At 37.9% G+C, this 13,837-nt stretch carries 14 protein-coding genes; 10 read left to right on the forward strand and 4 right to left on the reverse strand.

Going from position 1 to position 13,837, the window contains the following annotated elements:
• Nucleotides 1-3: 3 nt before the first annotated feature.
• On the forward strand, nucleotides 4-531 hold the full coding sequence (locus CRO54_RS17995; RefSeq protein ID WP_171047943.1) for a phosphoglycerate mutase family protein: 528 nt from the start codon (nucleotides 4-6) through the stop codon (nucleotides 529-531).
• On the opposite strand, the gene CRO54_RS18000 is transcribed toward CRO54_RS17995, so the two are convergent.
• On the reverse strand, nucleotides 526-1,212 hold the full coding sequence (locus tag CRO54_RS18000; RefSeq protein WP_097133465.1) for a M15 family metallopeptidase: 687 nt from the start codon (nucleotides 1,210-1,212) through the stop codon (nucleotides 526-528). The two genes, CRO54_RS17995 and CRO54_RS18000, sit on opposite strands and share 6 nt — an antisense overlap.
• A 12-nt stretch (nucleotides 1,213-1,224) precedes the next feature.
• Entirely contained in the window at nucleotides 1,225-2,451 is a 1,227-nt protein-coding gene (locus tag CRO54_RS18005) for an alanine dehydrogenase (RefSeq protein WP_097133466.1), read from the reverse strand.
• A 121-nt stretch (nucleotides 2,452-2,572) separates the two neighbouring features.
• Between CRO54_RS18005 and CRO54_RS18010 the strand changes: the two genes are divergently transcribed.
• Nucleotides 2,573-4,402 carry a hypothetical protein gene (locus CRO54_RS18010; protein WP_097133467.1) on the forward strand — a complete coding sequence of 610 codons (1,830 nt, stop codon included), beginning with the start codon at nucleotides 2,573-2,575 and terminating at the stop codon, nucleotides 4,400-4,402.
• A 1-nt stretch (nucleotide 4,403) separates the two neighbouring features.
• Here the strand turns inward: CRO54_RS18010 and tsaE are convergent, their stop codons facing one another.
• Together tsaE and porX are read right to left on the reverse strand one after the other, a co-directional pair.
• Entirely contained in the window at nucleotides 4,404-4,829 is a 426-nt protein-coding gene (gene tsaE, locus CRO54_RS18015; protein ID WP_097133468.1) for a tRNA (adenosine(37)-N6)-threonylcarbamoyltransferase complex ATPase subunit type 1 TsaE, read from the reverse strand.
• Nucleotides 4,830-4,907: 78 nt separating this feature from the next.
• Entirely contained in the window at nucleotides 4,908-6,458 is a 1,551-nt protein-coding gene (gene porX / locus CRO54_RS18020; protein ID WP_097133469.1) for a T9SS response regulator signal transducer PorX, read from the reverse strand.
• A gap of 111 nt (nucleotides 6,459-6,569) precedes the next feature.
• Here porX and CRO54_RS18025 point away from each other — a divergent pair, with 111 nt between their 5' ends.
• The 8 genes from CRO54_RS18025 to CRO54_RS21275 all read left to right on the forward strand — a co-directional run bounded on the left by CRO54_RS18025 (nucleotide 6,570) and on the right by CRO54_RS21275 (nucleotide 13,828).
• Nucleotides 6,570-7,793, forward strand: a complete 1,224-nt coding sequence (locus tag CRO54_RS18025) for an HD domain-containing protein (protein ID WP_097133470.1) — start codon at nucleotides 6,570-6,572, stop codon at nucleotides 7,791-7,793.
• Between the two features lie 102 nt (nucleotides 7,794-7,895).
• Nucleotides 7,896-8,969 carry a UDP-3-O-(3-hydroxymyristoyl)glucosamine N-acyltransferase gene (lpxD, locus tag CRO54_RS18030; RefSeq protein ID WP_097133471.1) on the forward strand — a complete coding sequence of 358 codons (1,074 nt, stop codon included), beginning with the start codon at nucleotides 7,896-7,898 and terminating at the stop codon, nucleotides 8,967-8,969.
• Nucleotides 8,969-10,381 (forward strand): bifunctional UDP-3-O-[3-hydroxymyristoyl] N-acetylglucosamine deacetylase/3-hydroxyacyl-ACP dehydratase, encoded by a 1,413-nt coding sequence (locus tag CRO54_RS18035; protein ID WP_097133472.1) that lies wholly within the window; start codon nucleotides 8,969-8,971, stop codon nucleotides 10,379-10,381. The genes lpxD and CRO54_RS18035 overlap by 1 nt, the downstream gene beginning before the upstream one ends.
• Nucleotides 10,378-11,163 (forward strand): acyl-ACP--UDP-N-acetylglucosamine O-acyltransferase, encoded by a 786-nt coding sequence (gene lpxA / locus CRO54_RS18040; RefSeq protein WP_097133473.1) that lies wholly within the window; start codon nucleotides 10,378-10,380, stop codon nucleotides 11,161-11,163. Before CRO54_RS18035 ends, lpxA begins: the two co-directional genes overlap by 4 nt.
• Nucleotides 11,164-11,240: 77 nt before the next feature.
• Nucleotides 11,241-11,858: an ABC transporter ATP-binding protein gene (locus CRO54_RS18045; RefSeq protein WP_097133474.1), complete on the forward strand. Its 618-nt coding sequence runs from the start codon at nucleotides 11,241-11,243 to the stop codon at nucleotides 11,856-11,858.
• 382 nt (nucleotides 11,859-12,240) lie between these two features.
• A complete protein-coding gene (gene efp, locus CRO54_RS18050; RefSeq protein WP_097133475.1) occupies nucleotides 12,241-12,801 on the forward strand; it encodes an elongation factor P in 561 nt (186 codons plus the stop codon).
• Between the two features lie 163 nt (nucleotides 12,802-12,964).
• Complete coding sequence (locus CRO54_RS18055; protein ID WP_097133476.1) at nucleotides 12,965-13,525, forward strand: 5-formyltetrahydrofolate cyclo-ligase; 561 nt, start codon at nucleotides 12,965-12,967, stop codon at nucleotides 13,523-13,525.
• A 141-nt stretch (nucleotides 13,526-13,666) separates the two neighbouring features.
• On the forward strand, nucleotides 13,667-13,828 hold the full coding sequence (locus tag CRO54_RS21275; RefSeq protein WP_171047942.1) for a hypothetical protein: 162 nt from the start codon (nucleotides 13,667-13,669) through the stop codon (nucleotides 13,826-13,828).
• Nucleotides 13,829-13,837 lie beyond the last annotated feature (9 nt).

Raw genomic sequence — 13,837 nt, forward strand, 5'->3', positions numbered from 1 at the left:
AAAATGAAAAAATTAATACTATTATTTGCGCTTGCCTTGGGTTTACAGCAATCATTATATGCCCAAAAAACTTTAAAAGTTTGGATTGTAAGGCATGCGGAAAAGGATATTTCAAATCCGGCAGATAAAGACCCAGACCTTTCGCCAGCTGGAGCAGAGCGTGCCGAGGCCTTAAAGAAAGAGCTGAAGGGCCAAAAAATAGATAGTATTTTCTCAACAGATTATAAAAGAACTAAACTTACCGGTTTCCCTCTGGCAGATATTACCGGAATCAGCATTCAAACTTACGAGCCTTCAAAAGTTGCCGCCTTTGTAAAATCTTTAAAAGAACATGCTGGTGGTAAAAAAGTATTAATTATCGGTCACTCTAATACAGTTCTGGAATTGATTGAAGCTTTTGGCGCTAAAAGACCAGTTCCAGCTATTTCAGACGATGAATATGACTACTTGTTTTCTTTAACAGTAAAAGGAGATAAGGTAGATGTAAAGACTGATAAATACGGAGCAAAGCGCAAAGCAGAGTCGTTATAATTTCTCGAAAGGAATATCCATCAAATCGTAAGCTTGCCAGCCAATAAAATCGAAGTGCCACCATTCGTTGTAAATCACTTTGAAGCCATTTGCTTGCATAGTGCTAATTAAGAAATCTCTGTTTTTGATGATGTGGGCTGGCAAATCGGTATAATGTGGTGCTGCGGCAGCTTCAAAACTATCGTAAGGCGTTGGCATTGGCACATCTTTTCCCGTTTTTAGGTCGATAATACTTAAATCTACGGCACAGCCTCGGTTATGTTTAGAACCCTTAGATGGATTAGCTACAAAATTTTTATCACTGGCCTTTTCGTAGAAAGATACTGTTACGGAATAAGGCCTGTAACCATCGTAAATTTTTAGTCCGTAGCCTTTTTTCTTCAGCTCTGCTTGTATTAATTTTAGCTTCTCTACTACAGGTTTGCGGGCAAAGGCACGAGCTTGCTTGTACATTGCCTGTTTCATAAAATTGTTTTTTGTTGCATATCGGATATCCAAAACTACCGATGGAATAGCTTTTTTGATGTCTACCAATTCGAGCTTAGGATTATTTGCAACATCTGCTTTATAAGTAGCAAAATCGTTGACAATCTTTAGTCCGTACTTATTTTGCGCATTTTTTTGAGCACACGCACTTAAGCAAATACTGATTAGCAATAGTGATAGCAAATGTTTTTTCATCCTGATCAGGTCTTATTGGTTAGAAAGCACGAGCAACTCTAAATCCTTGTAAGGGAGATTGAACATATTTGCTAAATCTTTATTGGTTAAGTGCCCTTGATAGCAATACAGCCCATCCCTTATGCCGGGTCTGTTCCAAACCATGTTCATTAAACCGCCCATATCGCCAATATCTACTAATATTGGAGCAAATATGTTGGTTAAAGCATAAGATGCGGTACGTGGCACCCTAGACGCTATATTCGGCACACAATAATGAATCACATCATGCTTTATGAAGGTTGGTGCTTTATGGTTAGTAACTTCAGAAGTTTCGAAGCAGCCACCTTGGTCTATACTCACATCTACCACCACAGAGTGAGGCTTCATTCTAGCTACCGTTTCTTCCATTACCACACAAGGGCTGCGACCATGATCTGAACGGATGGCGCCAATAACTACATCACAAGTGGTAATCGCCTTGGCTAATACGATAGGCTGCATAACCGAAGTGAAAACTCTGCTTCCCAAGTTGTTTTGAAGGCGTCTGAGCTTAAAAATTGAGCTATCAAATACCTTTACCTCTGCGCCTAAAGATAGTGCCGTTCTAGCCGCATATTCGCCAACGGTTCCTGCACCCAAAATAACGATTTCGGTTGGAGGAACGCCAGTAAAACCACCGAGCATTAATCCTTTACCTCCAAAAGCACTGCTTAGATATTCTGCAGCAATAAAAATTGAAGTAGCGCCAACAATTTCGCTCATGGCACGCACCACGGTAAGTACATTTCCTTCGTCGCGGATGTTCTCAAAGCAAAGTGCATTAATTTTCTTGGCAAGTAGCGCTTTTAAAATATCGGACTTAAGCGTACCAATCTGTAAGGCTGAAATCAAGGTTTGCCCTTTATGCATTAAGCCAATTTCTTCGATGGTAGGTGGGGCAATCTTCACGATAATATCTGATGCCCAAACATCTTTTTTATTGAAGGAAATTTGCGCACCCTGCTCGCTATAATCTTTGTCGCTGAAATTTGCACCGTCGCCAGCCCCGCTTTCCAATATCACTTTGTGGCCGTTATTAACTAACAGCGCAACTGAAAGCGGAGTTAAGGCAATCCTGCATTCTTGATTAGAGACTTCTTTTGGAATTCCAATAAATAAACTGTTGCTTTTTTTTCCAGTTTCTAGCACTGCTTCCTGAGTTTGCATCAAACCTCTTTGTGCAATAGCTGCCATTTCATCGCGTAATCCTGTAGCCATTATTGATGGTATAGTTTAAACCTTGAAGATACGAAATTTAATCAAAGCAATAGCTTTATCGAGAGAAGGGTAACAAATTTTAGCTCCGATTGATTTACTATCAAAACCAATACTTAAAGTTATGAAAACAAGATCTACACTAACCGTTTTACTGATTTCAACCCAAATCAGTTTTGCTCAAGAAAGCAAATTATGGTTATCGCTAGGAGCGGGAGTTAATCAAGCTTCTAACCAAAATAAAAATATTTTAATGGGTAACGGAGCAAACTTGCAGCTAGACGCTTTTGTTCCTTTTTACAGGAAAGGATGGGATGGAACAGTAAAAGGGGGCAGTTTCGCCTTGGGCTTAAATGTTTTAGGAAACTACGCTCGCATTAAAAATCTTTCTCCAAATAATTCCAACATCGAAAGCCAATATCAAATCCATAACGCTACGTTGTCTGTTGCATCTTCAGCTGATTCAAAAAACTCTGCCAGTTTTTCTGGGCTGATTGGCTTACAAGGTAGATTTTTATTCGGAAAATTTAATGTGGCTCCATCTGTAAACGCAGGATATTTAAACTTCAAAAAAGAAGGTTACGAACAAATTGGAAGTGCCTCTATTAACGGACAAGCCAGACAATTAGAATTGACTAGGGTAGAAGAGCAAAGCAGCGGTGGTTTCGTTTTTAAACCGCAGATAAAAGTTGGCTATAACCTAACCTCGAATCTTTCGGTTTTCATCAGTCCGGCTATGGTTATGGGGCACGAAGTTGCGCATACAGTTCAACAGCGAGTACCACAAGGTGGATTTAATGATAGAAATACCTACGAGGCTAGTCAGCTAGCTAACGGAACTTGGGAGAGCAAAACAACCACTAGTAAATATAATTTTTCGGAATTAAACTTTGGTTTATCTGTAGCATTGGGAAAAAAGAAAGCTAAAACAGCATCGGGAAATGCCCGACAAACTCCAAATACATCTTTTGGGCAGCGTGTAGAGGCTAATCAGCAGGCCGCCGTAAATAATCCGCTTTATAAAGACAAAGAAACGCAAGGCAATAACCCCATGTATGAACAAAAAGCCATAGTTACTACAGCCAAGCAAACGCAAGGAAAAACTTTCGGAGAGTCGATGGCGGGAGGTTTACAGGCTGCTGGAAATACAGCTGTAAGCCCAGCTGGAAAAGCAACGATGAAAGAATTTTCGGTAACTAAAAAAACAGAGACAGCTGCAACAGAAAATGTTACCGAAGAAGGCACACGTGAAAATGGCGTAGCCTCGGCTGAAAGAAGAAGAGTTGAAGTTTTGAAAAGCAATAAAACGGGAGACCCGAATAAATATGCGATTGGAAACGAGGGAGAAAATGCGACTTCGGAAAATAGTGCTGCTATGAGGGTAGCTACACTTAAAAACAAAGACGTTAAACGAAATGATGTATCTGCTGAAAATTTAGCACTACCAGCCAAAAGTGAGGTCACTGATTTTAACACCACTAGAAATAACAAAGAAAGAGGGCAATTAGTGGCTGCTCCAGGAACTCCTATTGGTGGGATTGTAGTAAAAGGAGGTAAAAACCCTGGAGGAAATATGCGATTGATATCAAATGGTAATGGAGAAATAGCACTTCCTAATCTGCAAAAAGGCAATTATCTGTTTCAGCTTAGCGGAATAGAACCTGCCGAAAAAAGCATTGGCGAAAAAGGAATAAAGAGAGGTGAAGCTGCGGCGATTGCCAAGCCAGGAAACCCCATTGGTGGCATTATCGTTAAAGGCGGTAAAAATCCTGGAGGAAATTATATCAATTTAACGATTAATGATAAAGGGCAAGTAGGTTTTGAAGTATTAGAGACCAACGACTATAAACTAATTATCCAAACTCCAGAAGCGCCAAATAAAGAAGCTAAAAAGAAAAAAGTGGTTGAAAAAGCAACTTCTGGACTAAAAGATACTTTGAAAACCAACGTCTAATTTAACCTTCAATCTTTGTAAATTGAAATAACCGTTGCTCATTGCCAGTAACGGTTATTTCAATTTTAATATATTCTTCAGGTAGTAATTCTTCCACCTTTGATGGCCATTCTACCAAGCAATAATTGCCGCTGTAAAAATATTCCTCATACCCAATATCATAAGCTTCCTGTACGTTTTTCAACCTATAAAAATCGAAATGATACACGGGACCAGTGGTACTTTCATATTCGTTAACGATAGAAAAAGTTGGGCTGCTTACCACATCTTCAACACCTATAGCCTCACAAAGTGATTTGATGAAAGTAGTTTTGCCTGCGGCCATATCTCCTTCAAAAATGAAGAACTTATGCCCCTCTGCAAAAGCCAATAGTTCTTGAGCTACATGATTTAATTCAGCTGTGCTATTAATAGGAATAGATTTCATTTAACACAAAGATATAGCTTAACCACATAGATACATAGTTCTGCTACTGAAATTCTATATTTCTATGTGGTTATCAAATTACTTAGACCCGTAAGTTACAATTGGAATAATCATTTCCTCCATAGAAATACCTCCATGTTGGAAAGTCTCGTTGTAGTAATTCACAAACTGGTTGTAATTGTTCTGATAAACGAAATATTGATCTTCCTTCGCAAAAATGTAATTAGAACTGATATTTACTTTAGGCAATTTCGCATCATGCGGATTTTTGATTAAGAAAACCTCTTTTGGGTTAAAATTAAGGTTCTTGCCTTGTTTATAGCGCAAGTTGGTATTTGTGCTTCTATCGCCAATTACTTTGCTCGGATTTTTAACCCTAATAGTTCCGTGGTCGGTGGTGATGATTAGTTTTACACGTTGTTGTGCTAGTTTTTTAATCAATTCCAATAGCGGAGAATGCTCAAACCAAGATAAAGTCAGCGATCTGTATGCCGCATCATCGTTAGCTAATTCCCTAATCATCTGCATATCCGTTCTTGCATGAGAAAGCATATCCACAAAGTTAAACACAATTGCATTTAAGTCATTATGCATCAGATTATTTACTTGTTCAACTAAGTCTTTTCCTTGGTCAAAAGTTAATATTTTATGGTAACTAAACTTGCAATCCTTTCTTAAGCTACGCTTGATTTGTTCATCCAAAAATGTTTCCTCGTGAAGATTTTTTCCGCCTTCATCATCGTCATTCTGCCATAAAGAAGGGAAACGTTTTTCCATATCCAGAGGTGTTAAACCAGAGAAAATGGCATTTCTAGCATATTGGGTTGCAGTTGGTAAAATACTCGAGTAGGTGTCTTCTTCCTCCAATCTAAAATGCTCGGAAATCAAAGGATTAATGATTTTCCATTGGTCGTACCTCAAGTTATCTATCAAAATGAAGAACACTGGCGTGGTCTCATTAATTAACGGAAACACCTTTTTCTTAATCAATTCATGAGAGAAAAGAGGTGCGTCGGCACTTCCGTTAATCCAGTCTATGTAATTGTTCTCAACAAATTTTGAATAAAGCATGTTGGCTTCGGCTTTCTGCATGGTCAAAATCTCATGCATTTGCGGGTCGTCAAGTTTCTCCAGTTCCAGTTCCCAAAACACCAATTTCTTGTAAACATCAACCCAATCTTCATAGCTCAATTTGTCGTTCAGGGTCATCCCTATGTTCCTAAAATCTTGTTGATAGGCTGATGAAGTTTTTTCGCTAACTAAACGCTTATTATCGATTAGCTTTTTGATGGTTAGCAAAACCTGTTTCGGGTTTACTGGCTTAATTAAGTAATCATCTATTTTAGAACCAATGGCGTCTTCCATCAGGTTTTCTTCTTCGCTTTTGGTGATGAGCACCACGGGTACGTCGCGAATATTTTTGATTGCAGAAAGTGTTTCCAAACCTGTTAGGCCTGGCATATTTTCATCTAAAAAGACCAAATCAAAATGCTCTTTCCCAAAAGCTTCTAACGCATCATTCCCATTGGTGAACGTGCTAACAGCGTAGCCTTTTTCGTTCAATAACAAAATATGTGGTTTTAATAGGTTGATTTCGTCATCGGCCCATAATATCTTCGTTTCCTGCATTTTATATCCTTTTTGTGTAATTTAAGAGATTAAAAAGCCCTTAGCTTTTCTACTGTCGATAAAATTAGCAATTTTTGTACCGCATATATTTTTTTTAACCCTTTTTAAGATTTGAACAAAAAGAAAATCATTAACGACCCAGTTTATGGGTTCATCACTATACCTTCAGAACTTGTTTTTGATCTTATTTCTCATCGCTATTTTCAACGTTTAAGATATATTAAACAATTGGCGATGACCCACATTGTATATCCAGGGGCAATAAATACGAGGTTTCATCATGCTTTAGGAGCCATGCATTTGATGAGTTTGGCTTTAGAGGTATTAAAAAGCAAAGGGCTCGAAATTAGCCCAGAAGAAGAAGAGGCCGCAACTATAGCCATTTTGCTACACGATATTGGCCACGGACCATTTTCTCATGCATTAGAACATACTTTGGCGCAAGGAATCAAACACGAGGATATTTCTCTGTTAATGATGAACAAGCTGAACGAAGAGTTTGATGGACGATTAACAACTGCAATCAATATCTTTAAAGGTAAATACCACAGAAAGTTTTTTTGCCAATTGATCTCTGGTCAGGTTGATTTAGATAGAATGGATTATCTAAATCGCGACAGCTTCTATACTGGAGTGAGCGAGGGGGTAATTAGCTTCGACCGTATCATCAAGATGTTCAACGTAGTTGATGATCAATTGGTGGTTGAAGAAAAAGGCATTTATTCTGTAGAAAAGTTTCTGATTGCTCGTCGCTTAATGTACTGGCAAGTTTATTTGCACAAAACTGTGGTGGCAGGAGAGCAACTTTTGGTAAAGATATTGGAACGGGCAAAAGAGCTTACATTGAAAGGGGCAACACTATTTGCTACGCCCGCTTTTCAACATTTCCTTAAAAATGAAATCAGCGAAAAACGATTTTTTGAGGAAGAAATCCATTTGCAGCAGTTTTCTAAATTAGATGACCAAGATATTTATGCATCTGTAAAAGTATGGGAAGATAGTGATGATTTTGTGTTGTCAAGACTATGCAAGATGTTGAACGCTCGTAAGCTGTACAAAGTAGAAATCAGTAATGATGCTCCAGATCCTGAAAGATTAGACCTTTTGGCATCTCAAACAGCAAATTTGCTTGGTATTAATGAAAAAGATATCTCATATTTCGTATTTACAGATACCATTACTAATAGAGCTTACAATGCAGAAAGCAGTAATATTAATATTTTAATGAAGAATGGAATATTATCGGATATTGCAAAAGCATCAGATTTATCTAATTTAGAATCATTAGACAGAACGGTTAAGAAGCATATACTGTGTTACATTAGAGGGATTTAGCATTTTTTAACAAAATATTGAGACAAATTCCTCGTTACTTCGTCTTACTAATACCGAGGATTGATAATTTGTTCATATCGATTTAACATTTAACTTTGTAACATGCAATTTACTGCCAAGCAGATAGGCGAATTTTTAAATGGAACTGTAGAAGGCGATGAAAACGCTCAAGTAAGTACGCTTTCTAAAATAGAAGATGGCAAGCTTGGCTCTCTTTGTTTTTTGTCTAACCCAAAATACGAGAACTTCCTTTACACAACGGAAGCTTCTGTTGTTATCGTTTCTAAAGATTTTGTGCCAACCCAACCCACCAAGAGTACCTTGGTAAAAGTACAAGACCCTTACAGCGCATTTACGGTGCTCTTAGATAAATACAATGAAGTGATAAACATGAGCAGTGAAGAACTTGGTGTTCATAATTCTTCGTACGTGCACCCTACCGCTAGCATAGGTCAAAATGTGTTTATAGGTGCTTTTTGCTGCATTGAACAAAATGTAGTTATTGGCGATAATGTGAAGATTTACGCACAAACCTATATCGGTGCCGATAGTAAAGTTGGCAATGGCTGTGTGTTTTTTCCCGGCGTTAAGTTATACAAACAAACTATTGTTGGAGATAGAGTAGTGGTTCATTCGAATACGGTAATCGGTAGCGATGGATTTGGATTTGCGCCACAAAAAGATGGCTCTTACAACAAGATTCCGCAGATAGGTAACGTTGTAATAGAAGATGACGTAGAGATTGGTGCCAACACGAGTATAGATAGAGCAACAATGGGCTCTACATTTGTACGTAAAGGCGTTAAATTGGATAATTTGATTCAAATAGCACATAATGTTGACGTTGGTGCCCATTCTGTAGTTGCAGCTCAAACGGGTATTTCGGGCAGTACCAAGTTGGGAGAAAATTCGGTAATTGGCGGCCAAGTAGGTATTGCGGGGCATCTTACCTTGGGCAAACAAACACAAGTTGGGGCGCAAGCAGGAATCAATTTCAATACCGAAGAGAATAAACAGTGGCACGGAAGTCCGGCGCAGCCGTTAAAAGAATGGATGCGTGCTACCGTAATATTTAAAAAGTTGCCAGAGGTTGATAAGAGAGTGAGAGAATTAGAGGCTAAAATAGCAGCACTTACTGCTATGATAGAAAAAATGACAACAACACAAACACAATAATGAACGTTAAGCAGAGAACTATAAAGGGTGAGATTTCAGTTCAAGGAGTTGGCTTGCACACAGGAGCCAATGTAACTTTAACTTTTTGTCCGGCACCAGAAAATCACGGTTTTAAATTTCAAAGAGTTGATTTACCTGGGGAACCAATCATAGATGCAGATTGCGATAATGTAACCGATACCGCAAGAGGAACTACAATTACCCAAAATGGTGCTAGTGTTAGTACCGTAGAGCATGTAATGGCTTCTTTGGTAGGGATGGATCTGGATAACGTTTTGGTGAAGGTTGATGGTCCAGAAACGCCGATTATGGATGGTAGCTCTATTAAATTTATCGAAGTATTAGAGCAGGTAGGATCTGCCTTGCAGAATGCAGATAGAGAGTATTATACTATTCCTCATAACATTACTTATACAGAGCCAGAAAGAAGTGTTGAAATTGTAGCCATGCCATTAGACGATTATCGTTTTACTTGTATGATCGACTACAATTCGCCTGTTTTGGGTAGCCAGCATGCTGGAATTACCACCATTGGCGAGTTTAAAAAAGAAATAGCCTCGTGTAGAACTTTTTGTTTTTTACATGAATTAGAATATCAATTACAACACAACCTTATTAAAGGTGGCGATTTAAACAACGCGATTGTAATTGTAGATAAGGAAGTTACCAAAGAAGAGTTACAACATTTGGCCAAAATCTTCAATAGAGAAGAGATTGATGTTGCTCCACAAGGTATTTTGAACAATATGGAGTTGCGCTATCAAAACGAGCCAGCACGTCATAAATTATTAGATATGATTGGTGATTTGGCTCTAGTTGGTGTACACTTAAAAGGGCATATAATGGCGGCTAGACCTGGCCATGCAGCCAATGTAGCTTTCGCCAAAAAAATTAAGGCTGCTATTAAAAAAGAAAAAGGTAAAAAGAAGTTAAATACTTACGATGTAAATGCTAAGCCACTTTATGATGTAGTAGATGTCATGAAGATTTTGCCACATAGGCAACCTTTTTTGTTTGTAGATAAGGTATTGGAGCTAAGTAAAACTCACGTAGTTGGCGTTAAAAACGTAACGATGAACGAAGAGTTTTTCAAAGGCCATTTTCCAGGAGCGCCGGTATTTCCAGGTGTAATTCAAATTGAAGCTATGGCACAAACTGGAGGTATCTTGGTGCTTAGCACTGTTCCTGATCCAGAAAATTACCTAACTTACTTCCTTAAAATAGATAATGTGCGTTTTAGAGCGCAGGTACTTCCAGGAGATACCATTGTTTTTAGGTGTGATTTGGTAGAACCTATGAGAAGAGGCATTGCACAAATGAAAGGTGTTGGAATGGTAGGGGAAAAAGTTGTAGTAGAGGCAGAGATGATGGCACAAATTGTTAAAGTTAAAGAAAGCGAAATCACGAAATGATACAACCCCTAGCTTATATCCACCCGCAAGCTAAAATAGCGGACAATGTAGTAGTAGAGCCATTTGCAGTTATACACAAAGATGTAGAAATTGGTGAAGGCACTTGGATTGGTTCAAACGTAGTCATCATGGATGGCGCCCGTATTGGAAAAAACTGCCGTATATTTCCTGGTTCCGTAATTTCTGGTGTTCCGCAAGATTTGAAGTTTGCAGGTGAAAAAACTACTGCCGAAATTGGCGACAATACGACTATCCGCGAATGCGTAACCATTAACAGGGGTACTAAAGATAAATGGAAAACCGTAGTGGGAAGTAACTGCTTGATCCAAGCTTATTCGCACATTGCACACGACTGCCAAGTAGGTAATTATTGTATCTTTTCAAACAGTACCACACTAGCTGGACACATCACTATCGGCGATCACGTGGTTTTGGCTGGTTTGGTGGCAATTCATCAATTTGTTAAAGTTGGTTCGCATGCTTTTGTGACAGGTGGTTCATTGGTTCGTAAAGACGTACCTCCTTATGTTAAAGCAGCTAGAGAGCCTCTTTCTTATGTTGGGATTAATTCTGTAGGCCTGCGTCGTAGAGGCTTTTCTTCTGATCAGATCAACGAAATACAGGAAATCTACCGCGTGCTCTTCGTGAAAAATAACAACGTAACCAAAGCGTTAGATACCATCGAAGCAGAGTTTCAGCCAACAGAAATTCGTGATGAGATTGTAGACTTTATACGTAACTCAAATAGAGGCGTAATGAGAGGTTTTGGCTCTGGCAGCTAATTAGATATGCAACCAGCATAGACTACATATTGTAGCCTATGCTAGCTTCATCCCCTTTAAAAACAAATCTTATACTGATGAAAATTATCCTTGAGAATTTAGGTAGGCGATTTAACAAAGAGTGGATCTTTAAAGATATCAATTACGTTTTTTCTCAAGGACAACAATACGCTATACTTGGCCCTAATGGCTCTGGTAAATCTACTTTGTTGAGTGTTTTGCTAGGTAACTTAACGCCTTCCGAAGGTAAGATTATATATAAAAATCAAAAAGAAATTCTTCCAGAAGATATCTTTAATTCTATTAGCTTGGCTGCTCCCTATTTAGATTTGATAGAGGAATTTACACTGCAGGAAACTATAGCTTTTCACTTTCAGTTCAAAGCTTATCAGCAAGGCTTTAATGCTGCTGCGGTATTAGATTTGTTGGCTTTAAGCAAAGCCGAAGACAAACCATTGAAATACTTCTCGTCGGGGATGAAGCAAAGAACAAAGCTTGCATTGGCTTTTTGTGCAGATACGCCCATTTTGGTATTGGATGAACCGACTTCCAATTTAGACGTACAAGGTACGGATTGGTACTTGGCATTAATTGAAAAATTTTCGAAAGATAGGTTGGTTTTAGTTGGTTCAAATCAATCTTATGAATACGATTTTTGTCAACATCAATTAAATATTCTAGACTATAAAAAGTAATATTTATATGATAAATGTGCCAAAATATAGGTTTAAACCTAACTAAAGCACATCTTAAAAATATTTTAAATTTACTATTGTGAGATTTGAAAATAGTGTATACCTTTGCGCCACGAAATAAGGACGAAATATTAACGTTTAAATTTCAGAAAATGCCAGAGGCATTTGATATAAAAAAGAAATAAAAGTTCCAAGGTTTAGGTTAATCCAAAAACGGCGGATACATATAAAGAGTAAAATAAATTTTCATAGTTTAGTTTTAGGTTTAGGTTGATTGTGGCTTCGGAGTGGTTCCCGAAGCCATCTTTTTTTGTACTAAATTTTAAAAATTGTTTTTACCTTGCAGCTTCAAAAATAAAAAGTATTTAAGTATATAATAGTAATGGCAAAAGCATCAGAAATAAAAACAGGTAATATCCTTAGAGTGAACAACGAATTGGTTACTGTTGATGAGTGGAACCACCGTACACCAGGTAAAGGCGGCGCTTTTTACACTGGAAAATTTCGTAATATTAAAACTGGTAGGTTAGTAGAAGCACGTATGAATACCGACGAAGCTGTTGAAATTTGTCGTGTAGAAACAAACGATTACCAATACTTATATGAAGAAGGCGATTCTTTAGTGGTAATGGATAACAATACTTATGAGCAGTTTAACGTTGCAAAATCACTTTTTGGCAACGCAATTAAATTCTTGAAAGAAGGCATGACGGTTATCGTATCTATTGAGAGCGATGAGCCGATTATGGCACAATTGCCAAACTTTGCTGAGTTTGAGATTACTTATTCTGAGCCAGCGGTAAAAGGTGATACTTCTACCAACGCCTTAAAAGCTGCAACGCTTGAGAACGGTGTAGAGGTTAAAGTTCCTTTGTTTGTGAACCAAGGTGATAAGATTAAAGTAGATACACGTACAGGTGAATACGTAGAGCGTGTAAAATAGGATCGGGATTTAGGGATTAATAGATTTTCAGGATTTATTTTTCTTTATCGTTAAATAAGATTGGTGGCCTTGGATATTTTTCCAAGGCCATTTTTATAACTTAGTATTAGTTTGCACTTCGTCATCCTGAATTTATTTCAGGATCTTTTAGGAATATATAGTTATGCTGAAATCAACGATAAGAAAACAAGTTTTAGATCAGAGAAAAGCACTATCGGACGATGAGTTTTTAGCACTTAACCAATTGCTTTTAGCTCATTTTAAAATGCTGGATTTTTCTGAAATCAGAAGCATTCACGTTTTTTTGCCTATCGTAAAGAAGCGGGAGCCGGATACTTTTTTAATGATAGATTGGCTGCAGGAAAATCATCCTCTTGTTCATATTGTAGTATCTAGGGCTAACTTTGAAGATCACTCCATGAGTCACCATCCTTTTGCCAAAGCTGACTTGAAGGAAAATTCTTACCACATTCCAGAACCTCAAACTACTGCCGTTTTTGAGGGGAAGATAGATATGGTTTTAGTGCCTTTACTTGCATTCGACCAAAGAGGATACAGAGTGGGCTATGGCAAAGGCTTTTACGATAGATTCCTGTCGGGAATTGAAACCAAGAAAGTTGGGGTTTCACTTTTTGAAGTTAAGGATGAAGCTATTTCAGATGTGAATGAAGATGATATTCGTTTAGATTTATGTATTACTCCTAAAAAGATTTACAAGTGGTAAGCCATTTGAGGTGTTTTTGAACAGGTTTAATTCAAATTTATCGCGAAGAAAAATAAACGCTGTGTAAAGAGCGCTAAGTTGTTCGGGTCAACATTGCTTTAAATCTTTTTTATACCTTTGAAATCATTTCAGACAACAATTATGGAAAAGGATTTTAGAATTACCAGTGCAAAGCAATACGAAGATACCATGATTGCCATGTTTGAATTGCAGGAAAAAGAAGAGCCTTTAACCGCAAAAGAGTTAGCCGATATCGAAATTATGGCAAAGGCGGCTCAACGTTACGAAGACGAGGAACTGTAGTTTTTTTTC

It is taken from the genome of Pedobacter xixiisoli, from assembly GCF_900215335.1.
In the GTDB taxonomy this organism is placed as follows: Bacteria; Bacteroidota; Bacteroidia; order Sphingobacteriales; family Sphingobacteriaceae; genus Pedobacter; species Pedobacter xixiisoli.

Excerpts from the sequence above, each read along its gene's own strand:
- CRO54_RS17995 (WP_171047943.1), top strand. The coding sequence starts at position 4 with ATGAAAAAATTAATACTATTATTTGCGCTTGCCTTGGGTTTACAGCAA.
- CRO54_RS18000 (WP_097133465.1), bottom strand. The coding sequence starts at position 1,212 with ATGAAAAAACATTTGCTATCACTATTGCTAATCAGTATTTGCTTAAGT.
- CRO54_RS18005 (WP_097133466.1), bottom strand. The coding sequence starts at position 2,451 with ATGGCTACAGGATTACGCGATGAAATGGCAGCTATTGCACAAAGAGGT.
- CRO54_RS18010 (WP_097133467.1), top strand. The coding sequence starts at position 2,573 with ATGAAAACAAGATCTACACTAACCGTTTTACTGATTTCAACCCAAATC.
- tsaE (WP_097133468.1), bottom strand. The coding sequence starts at position 4,829 with ATGAAATCTATTCCTATTAATAGCACAGCTGAATTAAATCATGTAGCT.
- porX (WP_097133469.1), bottom strand. The coding sequence starts at position 6,458 with ATGCAGGAAACGAAGATATTATGGGCCGATGACGAAATCAACCTATTA.
- lpxD (WP_097133471.1), top strand. The coding sequence starts at position 7,896 with ATGCAATTTACTGCCAAGCAGATAGGCGAATTTTTAAATGGAACTGTA.
- CRO54_RS18035 (WP_097133472.1), top strand. The coding sequence starts at position 8,969 with ATGAACGTTAAGCAGAGAACTATAAAGGGTGAGATTTCAGTTCAAGGA.
- lpxA (WP_097133473.1), top strand. The coding sequence starts at position 10,378 with ATGATACAACCCCTAGCTTATATCCACCCGCAAGCTAAAATAGCGGAC.
- CRO54_RS18045 (WP_097133474.1), top strand. The coding sequence starts at position 11,241 with ATGAAAATTATCCTTGAGAATTTAGGTAGGCGATTTAACAAAGAGTGG.
- efp (WP_097133475.1), top strand. The coding sequence starts at position 12,241 with ATGGCAAAAGCATCAGAAATAAAAACAGGTAATATCCTTAGAGTGAAC.
- CRO54_RS18055 (WP_097133476.1), top strand. The coding sequence starts at position 12,965 with ATGCTGAAATCAACGATAAGAAAACAAGTTTTAGATCAGAGAAAAGCA.
- CRO54_RS21275 (WP_171047942.1), top strand. The coding sequence starts at position 13,667 with ATGGAAAAGGATTTTAGAATTACCAGTGCAAAGCAATACGAAGATACC.